The following is a 17,838-nucleotide window of genomic DNA, read 5'->3' on the forward strand; positions in this document are numbered from 1 at the left end:
CACGGCTCGGCCGCTTGTCGGGGCGGGCCGCTAGCCTGCGGTCATGGAGGAGACCACCCCCGACCTGTCCGGATTCCTGCGCAACTTCCGTGCCGTCGCCGAGGCGGCCGAGCACGCGGTGGGCGAGACCGACGGCGTCCGGTTCGCCACCGTCGTGGCCGAGCACCTGGGCGGGCCGATCGGCGACATGGCGATCGTGGGGGAGGAGGTCCCCAACCACCGCTACGCGGACTGGGACACCGCCCTCGGCCTGCTCGCCGCCGCCGATCCCGACGGCCGCGAGGTCGGCGTCTCGGGCGGGGAGATGCGCTTCCACCACTCGCTGAGCGACTTCGTGGGGGCCGCGTTCGTCCGGTTCGGCGTGGGCCAGGTCGACTACGTGAGCCTGCCGGTCGGCCACGACGAGCGCCGCCGCGCGATCGGGTTCGGCGTCCGGCTGTTCCGCTACAAGGGGGAGCCGGTCGGCGTCCTCCAGCGGCAGGCGAACCGGCGCTTCGGCCAGGAGTACGGCAGCGTCGAGGTGATCTGCGCCGACCGCGACCTCGCGACCGCGCTCGTGGAGGAGGCGCGGGGCCTCGCCACCGAGCACTCGGTGCTGCGCGGCCAGGTGGTCACCTTCGACGAGACGGGGTACGGCGACGAGTCCGGCGGCATGAGCTTCCTCGCCCGGCCCGAGGTGACGGCCGACCAGGTGATCCTGCCCGCGGACTCCCTGGCCCGGATCGTCCAGCACGTGACCGGCATCGCCGAGCACGCCGCCCTGCTGCGCCGCCACGGCCAGCACCTCAAGCGCGGCCTGCTGCTGTACGGGCCGCCCGGCACGGGCAAGACCCACACCGTGCGCCACGTCATCCACCGCAGCCCGGGGCACACGGTGATCGTGCTGGCCGGCACCGCCCTGCGGTTCGTGTCGCTGGCTGCGGCCGTCGCCCGCCACCTGCAGCCGGCGATCGTCGTGCTGGAGGACTGCGACCTCGTCGCCGAGGACCGGTCGTTCGGGGCCGGCCCCAAGCCCCTGCTCTTCGAGGTGCTCGACGCCATGGACGGGCTGGACGCCGACGCCGACGTCACCTTCCTGCTCACGACGAACCGGGTGGAGACCCTCGAGCGCGCGCTGGTCGAGCGGCCGGGCCGGATCGACCTGGCCGTCGAGATCCCGCTCCCCGACCCATCCGGACGCCGGCGCCTGCTCGAGCTCTACGCCGGCGACATCGCCTACTCCGACGTCGCGCTGGCCGACGCCGCGCGCCGCACCGAGGGCGTGACGGCGTCCTTCGCCAAGGAGCTGATGCGTCGCGCCGTGCTCGAGGCTGCCGTGGCGGGGGAGGAGCCGGGCGACGCCCACCTCACCCGCGCGCTGGACACCCTCATGGGCGAGCGCGAGACCACCACGCGGGCGCTGCTCGGCCACGCGGGGGCCGCGCCGCTGGGGTTCGGGGGCGCCCAGCCGGGGGTGCACCGGTGAGCACGGTCGTCACCGAACTCGCCCTGCCCGACGCCCCGGGCGAACCGGGGCCGCGGGGCGACCGGTTCCGGGAGTTCCACGAGCACATCGAGCGCGCCAACGCCGCCAGGTTCGGGCCCGGCGTCGCCGTCCGCAGCCCCGAGGAGCGGCTGTCGTCCCTGCTGCCCCCGGCCAACGAGCGGCGCCAGGCCTTCGTGGGGCACCGCGACGGCCGGCTCGTGGGCACGGTGCAGCTGTTCACCCCCCAGCTGGAGGCGACCGACGTCGCCGAAATCGTCATCTCGACCGAACCCGGCCTCGACGCCGGCGAGGCCAAGGCCGCGATCGAGGCCCTGCTCGACCACGCCGAGTCCGTCGCCGTGGCCCAGGGTCGCACCGACCTGCGGGGCGACTCCGACGCCGCGGCGTCCGGCCCGGTGGTCGCGGCGACCGGGTACGGCGGCGCGGATCCGGCCGACCCCGAGGTCGCCGCGCTCCTCGAGCGCGGCTACTCCCTCGAGCAGGTGTACCGGATCAGCGTCCTCGACCTGCGCGCCCTGCCCGACCTCGACGAGCGCCTTGCCGCCGCCCGCGCGGGGGCGCCCGGCTACGAGGTCGTCGCGTGGTCCGGCTTCACCCCCGAGCCCTACCGGGCCGGCGTGTGCCGGCTGAAGGAGGGCATGGCGGCGGACGCCCCCGGCGGCGGCGTCCTGTTCGAGCCCGAGGTGTGGGACGACGCCCGCCTCACCGACTTCGAGACGCAGGTCTCCGGGGGCGGCAAGACCATCCGCACGGTGGTCGCGGTCGAGCGCGCCACCGGTGAACTGGTGGGCTTCAGCAGCCTCTTCGTCGGCAGCGCCGTCGTGGTGAACCAGCACGACACCGTCGTGCTCGCCGGCCACCGCGGCCACGGTCATCGTTCGCGTGCGCAGCCGTGCCGGCGGGCTGGGCCTGCTCATGAAGCTGGTGAACCTCGTCGAACTCCGGGAGCACCACCCGCGACACACCCGGGTGGTCACCTGGAACGCCGAGGAGAACCGGCCCATGCTCGCCGTCAACGAGGCCACCGGCTTCAACCCGATCGTCCACGACGGCGTGTGGCAGCGCCGCGTCACGCCCTGACCGCGGGCCCGGAGCGGCCCTCGAGGCACCGACGAGAGGTTGGCCTCAGACGGCCAGCCAGACGGCGGCGTCCGAGGGCAGGCGCCCGTCGACGAGGTCGACCGAGCTGAGCAGCACCTCACCGGCGGGCAACTCGACCGGCTCGGCGCCGAAGTTGACCACGGCCAGGGTGCCCGAACCGCGCGTGAACGCGAGCACGTCGCCCCCGTCCACAGCGTGGAAGGCCAGCGCGTCGGTCCGGAAGTCCGCCCGCTCCCGGCGCAGCTTGAGGGCCGCCCGGTAGAGGTTGAGCGTCGAGGCCGGGTCGGCGTCCTGCTTCTCGGCGGTCAGGTCGGCCCAGCGGGCCGGCTGCGGCAGCCACGGGGAGGCGTCCAGGCCGAAGCCAAACGGTGGGGCCTCGCCCGACCACGGCAGCGGCACCCGGCAGCCGTCCCGGCCCCGGACCCGGTGGCCCGACCGCTCCCACGCCGGGTCCTGCAGCAGCTCCTCGGGGATGTCCTCGACCTCGTCCAGCCCGAGTTCCTCGCCCTGGTAGATGTAGGCACCGCCCGGCAGCGCGAACTCCAGGAGGGCTGCGGCGCGGGCGCGGCGGCGTCCGAGGTCGATGTCGGTGGGCATGGCGTGCAGCGCGGCACCCAGCTCGATCGGGTCGAGGGCGGCGTCCTCGTGCTCGACGGCGGTGTAGTCCTTGCCGGTGGTCGGCTTGCCGTACCGCGTCGCGACGCGGGTGTTGTCGTGGTTGCCGAGCACCCAGGTCGTCGGCGCGCCCACCGACTCGTGCGCGGGCACGGTCTTGGCGATCACCGCACGCTGCGAGTCGGCCGTCCAGGCCGAGATCAGGGCGTCGAAGTTGAAGGTCGTGTGCAGCCGGTCGGGGCGCACGTACTCGACGAGGCGCTCGATCGGGTCGAGGTAGGCCTCGGCGACGAACACGCGCCCGCCCAGCTCGGTGTCGGCGTACTCGTCGGCCACCGCGCGCCAGCGGCGCTGGATCGTGGCGACGCCCGCGTGGTCCCACTGCGGCGAGCCGACCCGCTTGTCGTTGGTGCCCAGGCCGGTGTGCGGGTCGACCGCGACGTCGGGCAGGGCGGGGTCCTTGGCCATCGCGTCGGCGACGTCGACCCGGAACCCGTCGATGCCCCGGTCGAACCAGAACCGCAGCACGTCGTCGAACATCGCCGGGATCTCGGGGTTGTCCCAGTTCCAGTCCGGCTGGCTGATGTCGAACAGGTGCAGGTACCACTGGCCGGGCGTGCCGTCGGGGTCGGTGGTGCGCGTCCACGCCGGGCCGCCGAAGATCGAGGCCCAGTTGTTGGGCGGCAGCTCGCCGTCGGCGCCGCGGCCGTCGCGGAAGACGTACCGGTCGCGCTCGGGCGAGCCCGGGGCCGCGGCCAGGGCCTCCTTGAACCACGGGTGCTCCCAGGAGGAGTGGTTCGGCACCAGGTCGATGAGCACCCGGATGCCCAGCTCGTGCGCCTTGGCGATGAACGCGTCGGCGTCGGCGAGCGTGCCGAAGTCGGGGGAGATGTCGTAGTAGTCGGCCACGTCGTAGCCGCCGTCGAGCAGCGGCGAGGGGTACCAGGGGCTCACCCACACGGCGTCGACGCCGAGCTCGGCCAGATAGGGCAGCTTCTCGGTGATCCCGCGGACGTCACCGGTCCCATCGTTGTCCGCGTCCGCGAACGAGCGCGGGTACACCTGGTACACCACGGCGTGGCGCCACCAGTCGGGGTCGAGGAAGTGCGGGTTGCTCATGGGTCAAGCCAACCGCCGCCGAGTGAGCCGGGTCAAGCGATTCCGCGATCTTTTCTCCGACTCAAAGAAAAACGCCGGTCACTCCTCGCGGATCGCCGCCCGCAGCTCTGCGATCGGGGCCTTGGGCGTCCGGTCGGGCCAGGCCAGGCCGTTCTGTTCCTGCAGGCAGTCGGTGAGCTGGGTCCAGCAGAAGCCCACCAGCCCGGACGCCGTCCCGACCCGGGCGACCAGGGCCCGGACCCGCTCGACCAGGGCCTCGGCGTCCGCAACCTCGCCGTAGCCCCACGAGTCGTCGCCGTCGCGCAGGGTCACCCCGCCGAACTCGCTCAGCACGACCGGCGTCCCCGCGACAGGGGCGTCGACCAGCAGGACCTTGCCGCCCGGCCGGTCGCCGGTCAGGGTGGCCGCGACCGCCTCCGCCGAGCCGTAGCGGCGTCCCAACACCTCGGGGTCGTGGCTGTAGTCGTGCACGCCGACGAGGTCGCCGGCGACGTTCTCCCAGCCGTCGTTGCCGATCGCGAGGCGCGACGGGTCGAGGGCCTTGGCCAGCCAGTACCCCGCGCGCACGGCCGCCTGCTGCCACGGCGAGTCGGCCACGCCGGGGACGCCCCAGCTCTCGTTGTAGGGCACCCACGCGACCACGCACGGGTGGTTCCGGTCGCGGGCGACCAGCTCGGTGAGCGTGCGGGCCACCAGTTCGGTGGAGCGTTGCGTGTACACGTACGCGGCGGGAACGTCGGCCCAGACCATGAGCCCGACCTCGTCGCACGCCCGCAGGAACCGGGGGTCGGCGCTGGCCTGGTGCATCCGCAGCCCGTCGAACCCGAGCCCCTTGATCAGCTCGGCCTCGGCGCGCAACGCCTCGAGGGAGGGCGCGGTGAAGTGGGTCTCGGGCCAGTAGGCCTGCTCCAGCACCAGCCGCGAGAAGACGGCGACCCCGTTGAGCTCGACCACCCCGTCCCTCACCCGCACGTGGCGCAGACCGGTGTAGGAGGCGACCTCGTCCAGCACCTCGTCGCCGCGCAGCAGCCGCACCCGGATGTCGATCAGCAGGGGCAGGTCGGGGCTCCAGTAGAGGAAGGGGGTGTCGGCGTGCGCCGCCTTGCCCAGCCGTGCGTGCACCTCGACGGCGGCAGCGGTGGCGGTGGTTGTCACCGTGGCCAGCGGCTGCCCCATGCAGGCGTAGGACGCCTCGACGGCCAGGTCGTCGGCCTCGTCCCACCCGACGATCCAGACCAGGCCGTGCAGCTGCCCGAAGGTGTCGGCCGTGGTCCAGGCCACGGAGTCCAGGCGCACGGCGGGCACGACCTCGAGCCAGACCGAGCGCCAGATCCCCGACGAGCGGCCGTACCAGATGGCGTGCGGGCGGTCGTGCCAGTCCTGCTTGCCGCGGGGCACCTCCAGGTCGCGGGCCAGATCGGTCGCGGCGACGACGAGCTCGTGCTCGGGCCCCTCCCCGAGGGCGTCGGTGACGTCCAGCACGAACGGGGTGTAGCCGCCCTCATGGCCGCCGACGAAGTGTCCGTCGACCCACACACGGGCGACGTGGTCGACGCCCTCGCAGTGCAGCAGCAGCCGCTCGCCCTCCGCCAACGCGAGGGTGTCGTCGAGCTTGAACGTGCGCCGGTAACGGGGGTGGTCGCAGCGCTCGAGCCCCAGTCCCGAGGCGGGCGACTCGGGCGGGAAGGGCACCTCGATCGTGCGGTCCCACGCCCAGTCGGCAGGTGTGTCGTTCGGGTGGCCCTCGCAGAAGTCCCACGCGCCGTCGAGCAGGGCCCAGCGGGGCCGAGCGAAGGTGGGGCAGGGGTGGTCGGGGGCGGGCCGGGTGGGAACGTCGACCATGGGAACCTCCCTAGGGATGCAGCTCGGGCTCCATCGTGTCACGCGGCACCGCGGAGCGGGGGCCGAGCGTGGTGAGCACGACGGCGGACAGCAGCAGTGCGGCGCCGAGGGCCGCCGGCGGCGTGAGCCACTCGCGGAACACCAGGGCGGCGAGCGTGGTCGCGGTCACCGGTTCGAGCAGGGCGACCAGCGAGCCGATCGTGCCCGACTGCGTGCGCAGCCCGCGCAGGTAGGACAGGTAGGACACGGCCGTCGGGACCAGCCCCAGGGCGACGACCAGCACCAGCGACAGCGGGGTGATGGTGAAGCCGATGGGTCCGAAGAGGGTGGCGACCGCCAGCACCGCGGCCCCGCCGCCGAGAAACGCCAGACCCGTGCCCGTGGCGTCGTCGAAGTCCGGGTCGGGGTTGGCGCCCAGCAGCGAGATGCCCGCGAAGGACGCCCCGGCCACCAGCGACAGTCCCGCCCCGATCAGGGCGTCGCCGAACGCGATCCCCTCCGGCGGCGAGCCTGCCAGCAGGAGCAGCCCGACCAGGGCCGCGCCCAGGGCTAGCGCGAGGCGTCCCGTGAGGCGGACCCGACCGGTGAGCGCCTCGATCGTGAGCACCATCAGCGGGGTCGACCCGATCGTGATGAGCGTCGCGACGGCGATGCCCACGAAGCCGATCGCCGAGAAGAACGTCACCTGGTACAGCCCCGAGGCGAAGCCCAGCGCGGCCACCCGGCCCCACGCGGACGCCGTGCTCGGCAGCCGCAGCCGCCCGGTGAGCAGCACGAAGCCCAGGATCAGCAGGCCGCCGACGAGGATGCGGTACCCGCCCGCCGGCAACAGGGCCAGCCCCGACTCACCGCGCAGCAGGACGCCGAGCGTGCCCGAGGTGCCCCAGGTCACGCCGGCGAGCACGAGCCAGCCGAGGCCCGTCCGGTGGTGCGTCACGCGGGGCATCCTCGCACGGCGCGCGTGGGCGCCCCCCGTGTGACGCTACTGCGAGATCTCCTCCACGACCTCGCCCGTGGTGCCCTCGTCGAGCTCGCGGGCGACGTCGGCTTGGGCCACCACACCGACGACCTTGCCGCCGTCGACAACCGGGAGGCGGCGCACCTGGTGCTCGGCCATCAGGGCGGCCACCTCCTCGGCGGGGGCGGACGCCTCGATCGTGACCACGTTCGTGCTCGCGATGGCACTGACCGGGGTGTCCTTGGGGTCGAGCCCCTTGGCGATGGCCTCGACCACGATGTCGCGGTCGGTGACGACGCCGACGAGCGTGTCGCCGTCCAGGATGGGCATCGAACCCACGTCGTACTTGCTGAGCATGCGTGCTGCGGTGACGAGCGTCTCGTCGGGGGCCAGGCACTCGGCCGGCGAGGTCATCAGGTCCTTCGCGGTCTTCATGGTCATCCCTTCCGTTGCATTTGTGCTTGCCAAGCCACACTTGCACACCTCGGCCGCGGAGGGAACCCCTTCTGGTGGGCCAATCGGCGGGGTAGCTTTGCCCCGTGACGCAGATGACCAGCACCGCTTCGGTCGCCACCGACCGGCCGGGCCGCTACGCCAAGCAGCTCGCCTCGCACCTGAGCCGCAAGGTCGCCGCCGAGTGGGACGAGCAGGCCCAGGAGGGTTGGGTCGACTTCGGCTCGGGCCGGGTGACGCTGGCCGCGGGCGACGGCGTCCTGCTGATGGGCCTGGAGGCCGACGACGCCGAGGCGCGCGACCGGCTCGAGGGCGTGGTGGGGCGCCACCTGGTCAAGTTCGGCGCCAAGGACGAACTGGTCTGCGCGTGGGCGCGCACCGACGGCACGCCGGGCTCCGAGCACCGGCACGAGGGGGAGTGACATGGCCCTGAAGTGGTACACCGTCGTGGTCGACTGCCACGACCCGCAGGCCCAGGTGCACTGGTGGGCGCAGGCCCTCGACTGGGACGTCGTCTACGACACCCCCGACGAGGCCGTCGCGATCCCGAAGGGGATGAGCGAGGACCCGGTCGACGACGTCGAGGAGTGGATGGCGCGCGGCCAGGGCCTCGTCTTCGTGCCGGTGCCCGAGGGCAAGACGGTGAAGAACCGGCTGCACATCGACCTCGCGCCCCACACGTCGCAGGACCGGGACGCCGAGATCGCCCGCCTGCTGGACCTCGGGGCGTCCCGGGTCGACGTGGGCCAGGACGACGCCGCCGTGACGTGGACCGTGCTGGCCGACCCCGAGGGCAACGAATTCTGCGTGCTGAGCACCCGCAACCGCTGACGAACTGCCCCGCAGAGGTTTGGCAACCCCTTGTTGTGTGAAGTTTTGTGATCTATCGTTAGGAAAAGTTTAGCCTGGCGGGAGCTTGGGCGCGTTCTCAACGAGGAGTTCACATGACGATTCGGCTCGGCGTCATCGCCGACGACTTCACCGGCGCCACCGACATCGCCGGCTTCCTGGTGTCCAACGGGCTGTCGGCCGTGCAGGTCAACGGTGTGCCCGAGGGCCCGCTGCCGCAGGCCGACGCCATCGTGGTCAGCCTCAAGAGCCGCTCGATCCCCGCCGACGAGGCCGTCAGCATGAGCCTGGCCGCCCTCGACGCGCTGCGCGCTGCCGGCGCCGAGCGCATCCTGTTCAAGTACTGCTCGACCTTCGACAGCACGCCGGCCGGCAACATCGGCCCGGTCACCGACGCCCTCATGGCGGCCCTCGGCGCCGACCTCACCGTCATCTGCCCCTCGCTGCCGGTCAACGGCCGCACCGTCTACCAGGGCCACCTGTTCGTCGGCGACGTGCTGCTCAGCGAATCCGGCATGCGCAACCACCCGGTCACCCCGATGACCGACCCCAGCCTCGTGCGCGTCATGGAGGCCCAGAGCTCCGGCCGGGCGGGCGTCGTCCCGTTCGCCGTCATCCAGCAGGGGCCGGACGCCACGCGCGCGGCCCTCGCGCGCCTGGCGGAGGACGGCGTCCGGTACGCCGTGCTCGACACGCTCACCGACGTCGACCTGACCACCATCGGAGCCGCGACCGTTGACCTGCCGCTGACCACGGGCGGGTCCGGCCTGGGCGCCGGCGTCGCGCGCGCGCTGGCGACCGGGACCGACGGCGTCCAGTCGGCGCCGTGGCAGCCGGTCGAGGGCCGGACGGTCGTGCTGTCGGGCTCCTGCTCGGTGATGACCAACGCGCAGGTCGCCGCCTACCGCGCCGATGCCCCGGCCCTGTCGGTCGACGTCGACCGCCTCGTCGCCGACCCCGACGCGTACCGCGCCGAGGTGCTCGCCTGGGTGCTCGCCCAGCCCGCCGAGCCCGCGCCGCTGGTGTACGCCACCGCCGGGCCCGACGAGGTCCGCCGCCTGCAGGAGGCCCACGGGGCCGCCGAGGTGTCCGAGGCCGTCGAGGCGCTGTTCGGCTGGCTCGCCCGCGAGCTGTCGGCCGCCGGCGTCCGCCGCTTCGTCGTGGCCGGGGGCGAGACGTCCGGGTCGGTGACCACCGCCCTGGGTGTCGACGGCTTCCACGTCGGCCCGCAGATCGCGCCGGGCGTGCCGTGGGTGCGCTCGCTCGACGACCGCACCGAGCTCGCGCTGAAGTCCGGCAACTTCGGCGACGTCGACTTCTTCACCCGCGCCCAGGCCTGACCCGCCCGAGAAACCAGGAGAGCCACCATGCCCCGCTTCGCCGCCAACCTGTCCATGATGTTCACCGAGGTCGACTTCCTCGACCGCTTCGGCGCCGCCGCCCGTGCCGGCTTCAAGGCCGTCGAGTTCCTGTTCCCGTACGCCCACCCCGCCGGCGAGATCAAGGCGCGGCTCGACGAGCACGGCCTGGAGATCGCCCTGTTCAACTTCTACCCCGGCGACTGGGACGCCGGCGAGAAGGGCCTGGCCGCCATGCCGGGCCGCGAGGAGGAGTTCCTGGCCTCGGTCGACCAGGCGCTGGAGTACGCGCGAGCCCTCGGCGTGCCCAAGCTGCACCTGATGGCCGGCCTGGCCGACCCCGACTCGGCCGACCACCGCGCCCGCTACGTCAAGCACGTCCGGTACGCCGCCGAGCGGGCCGCAGCCGACGGCGTCCTGATCACGCTGGAGCCGCTGAACCCGTACAACGTGCCCGGCTACTTCCTGCCCAGCGTCGCGCACGTGCTCGACGTGCTGGCCGAGATCGACCGCCCCAACGTGAAGCTGCAGTACGACCTGTACCACGCCCAGCTCACCGACGGCGACATCACCCACCTCACCGAGGCGGTCGCCGACCGGATCGGCCACGTGCAGCTGGCCTCGGTGCCCGAGCGGCACGAGCCCGACCGCGGCGAGCTGTACTACCCGTACGTGCTGGCCACGCTCGACCGGGTCGGCTACGACGGCTGGGTCGGCTGCGAGTACAACCCGGCCGGCGAGACCACCGCGGGCCTGGGCTGGCTGGACGCCTACCGGGGCCAGTCGTGATCCCCGTCGAGCGCCAGCGGACCATCCTGCGCGTCCTGGCCGAGCAGGGGACGGCGAGCATCGCCGACCTCGTCACGCTGCTCGACGTGTCGCACATGACGGTCCGCCGCGACATCGCCACCCTCGAGGCGCAGGGCCGGGTCAGCTCCGTCTCCGGTGGGGTGGCGTTGCCGTCCCGCCTGGCGCTCGACGACAGCCACGCCACCAAGGCCGAACTGCGGCCCGGCGAGAAGCGGGCCATCGCCCGGCGAGCCGCCGAGTTCGTCGGCCCCGGCAACCTCGTCTTCCTGGACGCCGGCACCACCACGCTGGCCATCGCCGAGGAAATCGCCGACCGGGCCGACCTCGTGGTCGTCACCAACGACCTCGTGATCGCCCGCCTGCTGGCCGAACGGTCCACCAGCGAGCTGTACCTGGCCGCCGGCCAGGTCGACCGGGCCAACCTGTCCACCGAGGGCGAGTTGGTCGCCGACGCGATCGGGCGGTTCAACATCGACGTCGCGTTCCTGTCCACCCCCGCCTTCGACGCCCGCGGCACCTCGATCGCGAGCGCCGCCAAGCGCACGGTCAAGGACGCGATCGTCGACCACGCCACCACCACCCATCTGGTCACCGACAGCTCCAAGTACGGCCGCGTGATGGCGCACCGATCGGTCAAGCTCGGCCGGTTCGAGGCGCTGATCACCGACAGCGGCCTGTCCGAGGCGGCGCGGGACTCCCTCCGCGAGGCCGGCCTGAAAGTGGTCCTCGTGGACCCCGCGGACTGAACCCGGCCCGCTGAGCGCGGCCCGCCGGGCCCGGCTCCCTGACCCGCCCCCAACCCCCAGTTCCCACCCCCCATCAGACCCCGGCGCGCCCTCGTGCCGGTCAACCCACCGAAAGGATGGTGCTCGATGAAGGTCATCGTCACCGGCGGCGCCGGATTCCTCGGCAGCCGCGTCATCCGGCAGCTCCTGGCTGCCCAGGACCGGGGTTCGCTCCCGGTCGCCTTCGACGAGGTCGTCTCCCTCGACCTCGCCCCCTGCCCCGTCGAGGACCCGCGCGTGGTCTCCCGCGTGGGCGACATCGCCGACCCCGAGCTGTTGCGCGAGGTCGTCGGCGACGACACCGTCGGCGTCTACCACCTGGCGGCCGTGCTCAGCGGCGGCTCCGAGGTGGACTTCGACCTGTCCATGCAGGTCAACGTCGACGGCACCCGCACGCTCCTCGAGGCCTGCCGCGCCGGCGGGACGAAGCCGCGCTTCGTCTTCACCAGCTCGCTGGCCGTCTTCGGGGGCACGATGCCCGACGTCGTCCCCGAGACGCTCGCCACCCGGCCCGAGTCGACCTACGGCGCGCTCAAGGCCATCGGCGAGCTGCTCGTCAACGAGTACTCCCGCAAGGGCTTCGTCGACGGTCGCGTCCTGCGCCTGCCGACGATCTCGGTGCGCCCCGGCCAGCCCAACTCCGCGGCGTCCTCGTTCGCCAGCGGCATCATTCGCGAGCCGCTGAACGGCGAGCCGTCCACCTGCCCGGTGCCGCTCGACACCCGCATGTGGCTGTCGTCGCCGGACGCCGCGGTCGCCAACCTGGTGCACGCCTTCGTCGTCGACGGCGACGACCTGGGTCAGTGGCGCACCATCAACGTGCCCGGCGTCACCGTCACCGTCGGTGCGATGCTGGACGCCCTCACCGAGGTCGGCGGCGCTGAGGCCCGCGCCCTGGTCAGCCACGAGGAGGACGCCCGGATCATGGACATCGTCTGCTCCTGGCCCGGTGACTTCGACGTCGAGCGCCCGCTGGCCCTCGGCTTCGTCCGGGACGCCTCGTTCACCGACGCCGTCCGCCAGTACCGCGACGAGTTCGCACCGCAGGCCTGAGGGGAGTCGTCATGCTGACCCTGTTGGAGACCCCCGTGGTCGGACCGACCGCCATCATCGGCCTGGTCATCGCGATCGCGGTCCTGATCTTCCTGGTGCTGCGCACGAAGGTGCACGCGCTCATCGCGCTCGTCGTCGCGGCGTCCATCGCCGCGCTGAGCGCCGGCATGGCCCCTGATGCGGCCATCAAGTCCATCACGACGGGCTTCGGCTCGACGCTGTCGACGATCGGCCTGGTGGTCGGCTTCGGCGTGATGATGGGCGCGATCCTCGAGGTGTCGGGCGCCGCCGAGCGCCTGGCCCTGTCGATGATCCGCTGGCTGGGCAAGCGCAAGGAGGAGTGGGCGCTGGCGGGTGCGGGCTACATCATCTCGATCCCGATCTTCGTCGACAGCGCCTTCGTCATCCTCAACCCGCTGGTCAAGGCGCTGGCCCGCAGCGCGAACCGCTCGGTGCTCACCCTGGGCATCGCGCTGGCCGGCGGCATGGTGCTGACCCACCACGCGGTTCCGCCGACCCCCGGCCCGCTGGGTGCCGCGGGCATCTACGGCGTGCCGGTCGGCGACATGATCCTGTGGGGCGTGATCCTGACCATCCCCGCCCTGATCACCGTCACCCTGTACGCCCGGGTGATGGGCCCCCGCATCGAGAAGATGATCGAGGTCGACACCGGCGAGCCGCTGGTCTCGGCGTCCGAGGCGCTGGCGGAGTTCAACGAGCTGGCGGCCGAGCGCGAGAAGGAACTGCCCTCGCTGTTCCTCTCGATGCTGCCGATCGTCGCGCCGATCCTGCTCATCTTCCTCAACACCGGTGTGGCCGCCTGGGCCGGCGTCAACGAGGGTGCGCTGCCGGACTGGGTCGTCGCGACGACGTCCTTCATCGGCAACCCGGTCATCGCGGTCGGGCTCGGTGTGATCATCGCCATCTACGGCCTCACCCGGGGCACGAACCGGCACGACACGGTCGAGACCATGGAGAAGGGCATCGAGACCGCGGGCATCATCCTGCTCGTCACCGGTGCCGGTGGCGCGCTCGGGGCCGTGCTCCGCGACAGCGGCGTGGGCCAGTACATCGGCGAGTGGGTCGCGGGCCTGCCGCTGCCGTCGATCCTGATCCCGTTCTTCATCGCCACCATGGTGCGCCTGGTGCAGGGGTCGGGCACGGTTGCCATCATCACGTCCGCGTCGCTGTCCGCGCCGATCCTGGCGCAGATCCCCGACGTGAACATGGTGCTGGCCGCGCAGGCCGCCACCCTGGGCGCCATGATCTTCAGCTACTTCAACGACTCGCTGTTCTGGGTCGTGAACCGCATGCTGGGGGTCAAGGAGGTCAAGCACCAGCTGCTGACCTGGTCGATGCCGACGACGGTGGCTTGGGCCACTTCGCTCGTGGCCATCCTCGTGGCCGATATCTTCATGTGAGTGGTGTGGAGGACCTATGGACAACATGGACACCCGTGACCAGGTCGTGGCGCTGGCCGGGAGCCTGTTCGACCGGGGGTACTCGGTGGGCAGCGCCGGCAACATCAGCGTGCGCATCCCCGGCGGGTACCTGATGACCCCGACGAACTCGTCGCTCGGACGCCTCGACCCGGCCCGCCTGTCGGTGCTGGACGAGGACTTCGTCCACACGGCGGGGGATCCCCCCTCCAAGGAGATCCCGATGCACAAGGCGGTGTACGAGGCGCGTCCCGACACCGGCGCGCTGGTCCACCTCCACTCCACCCACGTGACGGCGCTGAGCTGCCTGTGGGTGCCGGGTGAGCCCCTGATCCCGCCGTTGACGCCCTACTTCGTCATGCGGGTGGGGGCCGACGTCCCGGTCGTGCCGTACTTCCGCCCGGGCAGCGCCGACGTCGTCGACGAGATCCGGGACGCCGCACGGCGCGGCCCGGCGGTCATCCTCGCCCACCACGGGAGCCTGGTCGCCGGGTCGTCGCTGGTGGCGGCGGTCAACGCGGCCGAGGAGCTCGAGGTGACCGCGCAGTTGGCCCTGCTGTTGCGGGGCAGTCAACCGCGCACGCTGGACGCCGAGCAGGTCGCTGAACTGCTCTGAGCGTGCAGGTGTTCCTGCGACAGTCGAGCCGAGGGGCCCGGGGCATCTGCCCCGGGCCCCTTGGCCAAACCGCCCCGGCGACGGATGATGAGGCATGAAGGATTCCATCACCGCTGACGAGTTCACCGCGCAGGAGGGTGTCGCCGACTGGCGGGTGGCCGATGACGTGGCCAGCGCCCGCTTCCACACCGGGTCGTTCGCGACCGGCGTCGACCTCGTCGTCGCGATCGGCCGGGACGCCGACGACGCCAACCACCACCCCGACGTCGACCTGCGCTACGACCACGTCGATGTGGCGCTCACCTCCCACGACGTGGGTGGGCTGAGCCGGCGCGACGCCCAGCTGGCCCGGGCCATCTCGCGGGCCGCACGTACGCTCGGTGCGAAGGCCGACCCCGACCGCGAGGAGGAGGAGTCCTGATGAGGACCGAGAAGGACAGCATGGGCACCATCGAGGTGCCCGGCGACGCCTACTGGGGCGCGCAGACGCAGCGCTCGATCGGCAACTTCGACATCGGCCGCGACACCTTCGTGTGGGGCCGGGCCATGGTGCGGGCGCTCGGCGTGCTCAAGAAGGCCGCCGCCCAGGCCAACGGCGAGCTCGGCGAGCTGCCCGGCGACGTCGCCGACCTGATCGTGCGCGCGGCCGACGAGGTGATCGCCGGCGACCTCGACGAGCACTTTCCACTGGTGGTGTTCCAGACGGGGTCGGGCACGCAGTCGAACATGAACGTCAACGAGGTGGTCAGCAACCGCGCCATCGAACTGGCCGGCGGCGAGCGCGGCTCCAAGGACCCGGTGCATCCCAACGACCACGTCAACCGCGGGCAGTCGAGCAACGACACGTTCCCGACGGCGATGCACATCGCGGTCGTCTCCGAGCTCAACGGGCGGCTCTACGCCCCGGTCGAGGCGTTGCGCGCCACGCTGGCGGCCAAGGCGTCCGAGTACGCCGACGTGGTGATGGTCGGCCGCACCCACCTGCAGGACGCCACCCCCGTGACGCTCGGCCAGGTGATCGGCGGGTGGGTCGCCCAGCTCGACTTCGCGCTCGAGGGGGTGCGTACGGCGGACGCCCGGGCCCGGAACCTGGCCATCGGCGGCACCGCGGTCGGCACCGGCCTCAACGCCCACCCCGAGTTCGGACGCCGCGCCGCCGAGAAGATCTCGGCGGAGACCGGGCTGGAATTCCGGCAGGCCGACAACCTGTTCGCCGCCCTCTCGGCCCACGACTCGCTGGTCGAGGTGTCGGCGTCGCTGCGGACGCTGGCGGGCGCGCTGATGAAGATCGCCAACGACGTGCGCTGGTACGCCTCGGGGCCGCGCAACGGCATCGGCGAGCTGCGGATCCCCGAGAATGAGCCGGGGTCCTCGATCATGCCGGGCAAGGTGAACCCCACCCAGTCCGAGGCGGTGACGATGGTGGTGGCACGCGTGTTCGGCAACGACGCCACGGTCGCCTTCGCGGGTTCGCAGGGCAACTTCCAGCTCAACGTGTTCAAGCCGGTGATGGCGCACGCGGTGCTGGAGTCGATCCGGCTGATCGCCGACGCGTCCGCGTCGTTCGACGAGCACTGCGTGTCGGGCCTGGAGCCCAACACCGAGCGGATCGAGGCCAACCTCGCCTCGAACCTCATGCTGGTCACGGCGCTGAACCGCCACATCGGCTACGACGCCGCCGCAGCCATCGCCAAGGACGCCAACGCCACCGGCTCGACCCTCCGCGAGGCCGCGCTGCGGTCGGGCAAGCTCACCGAGGAGCAGTTCGACGCCTGGGTGGTCCCCATGGACATGACGCACCCGTCGGAGGGCTGAGCCTCGGCAGATGCATTTCCGGGTGGCAGGACCCCAAGGATCCTTGGGGTCCTGCCACCCGGAAACGCAGGTGGGGGTGGGCGGGCGTGTGGCACTACCGGTTGCGCAGCAGCCACAGGGCCTCGGGGTGGACGCGCTCGAGCATCCCGTGGGCCGGGACGTCCCGTGCCCCGGCGATGAATCGGTGCAGCGCGCTGAGCACGATGGCGAACCAGTGCATGGTGGAACCTCCCTCCAAAAGGGGTCGCTGAAAAAGCGTGACGGAAATGGCGAAACCGCGCACGAGGAATGGCATGCAAATGCGTGCGGCGAATCGAGCGATGGATGGATTCCCTCGAAGAGCGGCGACCAGGCGGTCGGCGCGAGGCGTGGATCAGGGACGCTGCCGTCGGCGGCGCGTCAGCCACGCACCCCCTGGAGCGGTGCTCGCAGGCGGGCAGGCCCCGCGTGGGGGCCCTTGTCAGGCGTGGTGTGCGCTCAACCTCGGGGGAGCAGCCGAACCGAGGAGGCGGTCGCGGCGAGGGCGAACGTCGTGTCGGCGCCGAGGGCCTTGATGCGGATCATCATCGGTGACCACCACCTTTCATGGTTCGAGAATCGGCGAGAAATGCCGTGGCAGAAATGTAATCCCGTGGTGCGGGGAGTGTCAACCCGGCTGCTGAAATGGGTTGGCCCATTCCGTTCGGGGCGGGTGCCCGCTAGCGTGGGCCACCTCCACCGGCCACGGTGGGGATGACCTGAAGTCCAGGGAAGGACCATCGGATGACCGACCAGCCCCAGCAGTTCGGCAACGCCGGCGAGTACGTCGACAAGGCGAAGGACTACGCCCAGCAGAACCCGGACCAGGCCCGCAGCTTCATCGACAAGGTCGAGGACTTCGTCGACCAGAAGACCGGCGGCAAGTACTCCGCGCAGGTCGACCAGGCCGGCGACTGGGTCGAGGGCCAGCTCGGCCTGCCCAACAACACCAACAACCCGCTGCCGCAGGACCCGGCCGCACCGGCCGACCCCGAGATGCAGATCCCGCCGGAGCAGACCCCGCCGCCGGCCGACCCGCAGGGGCCGCCGGCGTCCTGACCGGACAGGTGCGACAGCCCGCGTGACCCCTCGGTCACGCGGGCTGTTCACATCAAGGAGCTGGGGTCGTCGGGGACGTCGACCGCCCAGCGCTGCAGGAATGCCAGGTCGACGACCTCGAGCGTGCGCAGGTGCGTGGACGCCAGCACCACCGGCGCCGCCCGGTCGACCGCCGCGGACTGCAGCCACCGGAACGCCACGACGCACCACCGGTCGCCCGGCCGCAGCCCGGGGAAGCCGTACTCCGGCCTCGGGGTGACCAGGTCGTTGCCCAGTTCGCGCTGGTGGGCGAGGAAGTCGGCGGTCATCACCGCGCAGATGGTGTGGCTGCCGAGGTCCTCGGGCGAGGTGTGGCAGGCGCCGTCGCGGAAGAACCCGGTGACGGGGTCGAAGCCGCACGCCTCGAGGGGCTCGCCGAGCACGTTCGCGGCCAGCGACGGGGTGAACGCCATGGATCCTCCT

At 72.1% G+C, this 17,838-nt stretch carries 19 protein-coding genes; 13 read left to right on the forward strand and 6 right to left on the reverse strand.

Annotated features, from left to right (window positions below; genetic code table 11):
* The first annotated feature begins 43 nt into the window (after positions 1–43).
* Both H5397_RS09670 and H5397_RS09675 read left to right on the forward strand, forming a co-directional pair.
* A complete protein-coding gene (locus H5397_RS09670; protein WP_182816987.1) occupies positions 44–1,465 on the forward strand; it encodes an AAA family ATPase in 1,422 nt (473 codons plus the stop codon).
* Positions 1,462–2,676, forward strand: a complete 1,215-nt coding sequence (locus tag H5397_RS09675; protein WP_182816989.1) for a hypothetical protein — start codon at positions 1,462–1,464, stop codon at positions 2,674–2,676. Before H5397_RS09670 ends, H5397_RS09675 begins: the two co-directional genes overlap by 4 nt.
* On the opposite strand, the gene H5397_RS09680 is transcribed toward H5397_RS09675, so the two are convergent.
* The 4 genes from H5397_RS09680 to H5397_RS09695 form a co-directional block, all read right to left on the reverse strand.
* On the reverse strand, positions 2,612–4,321 hold the full coding sequence (locus H5397_RS09680; protein ID WP_182816991.1) for a glycoside hydrolase family 13 protein: 1,710 nt from the start codon (positions 4,319–4,321) through the stop codon (positions 2,612–2,614). The two genes, H5397_RS09675 and H5397_RS09680, sit on opposite strands and share 65 nt — an antisense overlap.
* Before the next feature lie 78 nt (positions 4,322–4,399).
* The gene (locus H5397_RS09685; protein WP_182816993.1) at positions 4,400–6,163 is read right to left on the reverse strand and encodes a sugar-binding domain-containing protein; all 1,764 of its coding nucleotides are present in this window, start codon (positions 6,161–6,163) and stop codon (positions 4,400–4,402) included.
* Between the two features lie 10 nt (positions 6,164–6,173).
* Positions 6,174–7,100: a DMT family transporter gene (locus H5397_RS09690; protein ID WP_182816995.1), complete on the reverse strand. Its 927-nt coding sequence runs from the start codon at positions 7,098–7,100 to the stop codon at positions 6,174–6,176.
* Positions 7,101–7,145: 45 nt separating this feature from the next.
* On the reverse strand, positions 7,146–7,556 hold the full coding sequence (locus tag H5397_RS09695; RefSeq protein WP_182816997.1) for a CBS domain-containing protein: 411 nt from the start codon (positions 7,554–7,556) through the stop codon (positions 7,146–7,148).
* Positions 7,557–7,669: 113 nt separating this feature from the next.
* Here H5397_RS09695 and H5397_RS09700 point away from each other — a divergent pair, with 113 nt between their 5' ends.
* The 10 genes from H5397_RS09700 (at position 7,670) to fumC (ending at position 16,299) form a co-directional block, all read left to right on the forward strand.
* On the forward strand, positions 7,670–7,996 hold the full coding sequence (locus H5397_RS09700) for a DUF2218 domain-containing protein (protein WP_182817046.1): 327 nt from the start codon (positions 7,670–7,672) through the stop codon (positions 7,994–7,996).
* 1 nt (position 7,997) lies between these two features.
* Positions 7,998–8,405, forward strand: coding sequence for a VOC family protein (locus tag H5397_RS09705; protein ID WP_131167864.1), 408 nt, complete (start codon positions 7,998–8,000; stop codon positions 8,403–8,405).
* 113 nt (positions 8,406–8,518) lie between these two features.
* A complete protein-coding gene (gene otnK / locus H5397_RS09710; RefSeq protein ID WP_182816999.1) occupies positions 8,519–9,763 on the forward strand; it encodes a 3-oxo-tetronate kinase in 1,245 nt (414 codons plus the stop codon).
* A 27-nt stretch (positions 9,764–9,790) separates the two neighbouring features.
* Positions 9,791–10,570: a 2-oxo-tetronate isomerase gene (gene otnI / locus H5397_RS09715; protein WP_182817001.1), complete on the forward strand. Its 780-nt coding sequence runs from the start codon at positions 9,791–9,793 to the stop codon at positions 10,568–10,570.
* Positions 10,567–11,337, forward strand: coding sequence for a DeoR/GlpR family DNA-binding transcription regulator (locus H5397_RS09720; RefSeq protein ID WP_182817003.1), 771 nt, complete (start codon positions 10,567–10,569; stop codon positions 11,335–11,337). The genes otnI and H5397_RS09720 overlap by 4 nt, the downstream gene beginning before the upstream one ends.
* Positions 11,338–11,463: 126 nt before the next feature.
* Positions 11,464–12,429 (forward strand): D-erythronate dehydrogenase, encoded by a 966-nt coding sequence (gene denD / locus H5397_RS09725; RefSeq protein ID WP_131167868.1) that lies wholly within the window; start codon positions 11,464–11,466, stop codon positions 12,427–12,429.
* 11 nt (positions 12,430–12,440) lie between these two features.
* Positions 12,441–13,850 (forward strand): GntP family permease, encoded by a 1,410-nt coding sequence (locus tag H5397_RS09730; RefSeq protein ID WP_131167869.1) that lies wholly within the window; start codon positions 12,441–12,443, stop codon positions 13,848–13,850.
* A gap of 25 nt (positions 13,851–13,875) precedes the next feature.
* Positions 13,876–14,484, forward strand: coding sequence for an aldolase (locus tag H5397_RS09735; protein ID WP_220492157.1), 609 nt, complete (start codon positions 13,876–13,878; stop codon positions 14,482–14,484).
* 94 nt (positions 14,485–14,578) lie between these two features.
* A complete protein-coding gene (locus H5397_RS09740; RefSeq protein ID WP_182817005.1) occupies positions 14,579–14,905 on the forward strand; it encodes a 4a-hydroxytetrahydrobiopterin dehydratase in 327 nt (108 codons plus the stop codon).
* On the forward strand, positions 14,905–16,299 hold the full coding sequence (fumC, locus tag H5397_RS09745; protein ID WP_182817007.1) for a class II fumarate hydratase: 1,395 nt from the start codon (positions 14,905–14,907) through the stop codon (positions 16,297–16,299). Before H5397_RS09740 ends, fumC begins: the two co-directional genes overlap by 1 nt.
* 94 nt (positions 16,300–16,393) lie before the next feature.
* Here the strand turns inward: fumC and H5397_RS18245 are convergent, their stop codons facing one another.
* On the reverse strand, positions 16,394–16,519 hold the full coding sequence (locus H5397_RS18245; protein ID WP_255438781.1) for a hypothetical protein: 126 nt from the start codon (positions 16,517–16,519) through the stop codon (positions 16,394–16,396).
* 542 nt (positions 16,520–17,061) lie between these two features.
* Between H5397_RS18245 and H5397_RS09750 the strand changes: the two genes are divergently transcribed.
* Positions 17,062–17,376, forward strand: coding sequence for an antitoxin (locus tag H5397_RS09750; RefSeq protein ID WP_182817009.1), 315 nt, complete (start codon positions 17,062–17,064; stop codon positions 17,374–17,376).
* Positions 17,377–17,423: 47 nt separating this feature from the next.
* On the opposite strand, the gene H5397_RS09755 is transcribed toward H5397_RS09750, so the two are convergent.
* On the reverse strand, positions 17,424–17,828 hold the full coding sequence (locus H5397_RS09755) for a DUF2237 family protein (RefSeq protein WP_182817011.1): 405 nt from the start codon (positions 17,826–17,828) through the stop codon (positions 17,424–17,426).
* Positions 17,829–17,838 lie beyond the last annotated feature (10 nt).

Source organism: Propioniciclava sp. MC1683, assembly GCF_014164675.1.
Classification (GTDB): Bacteria; Actinomycetota; Actinomycetes; order Propionibacteriales; family Propionibacteriaceae; genus Propioniciclava.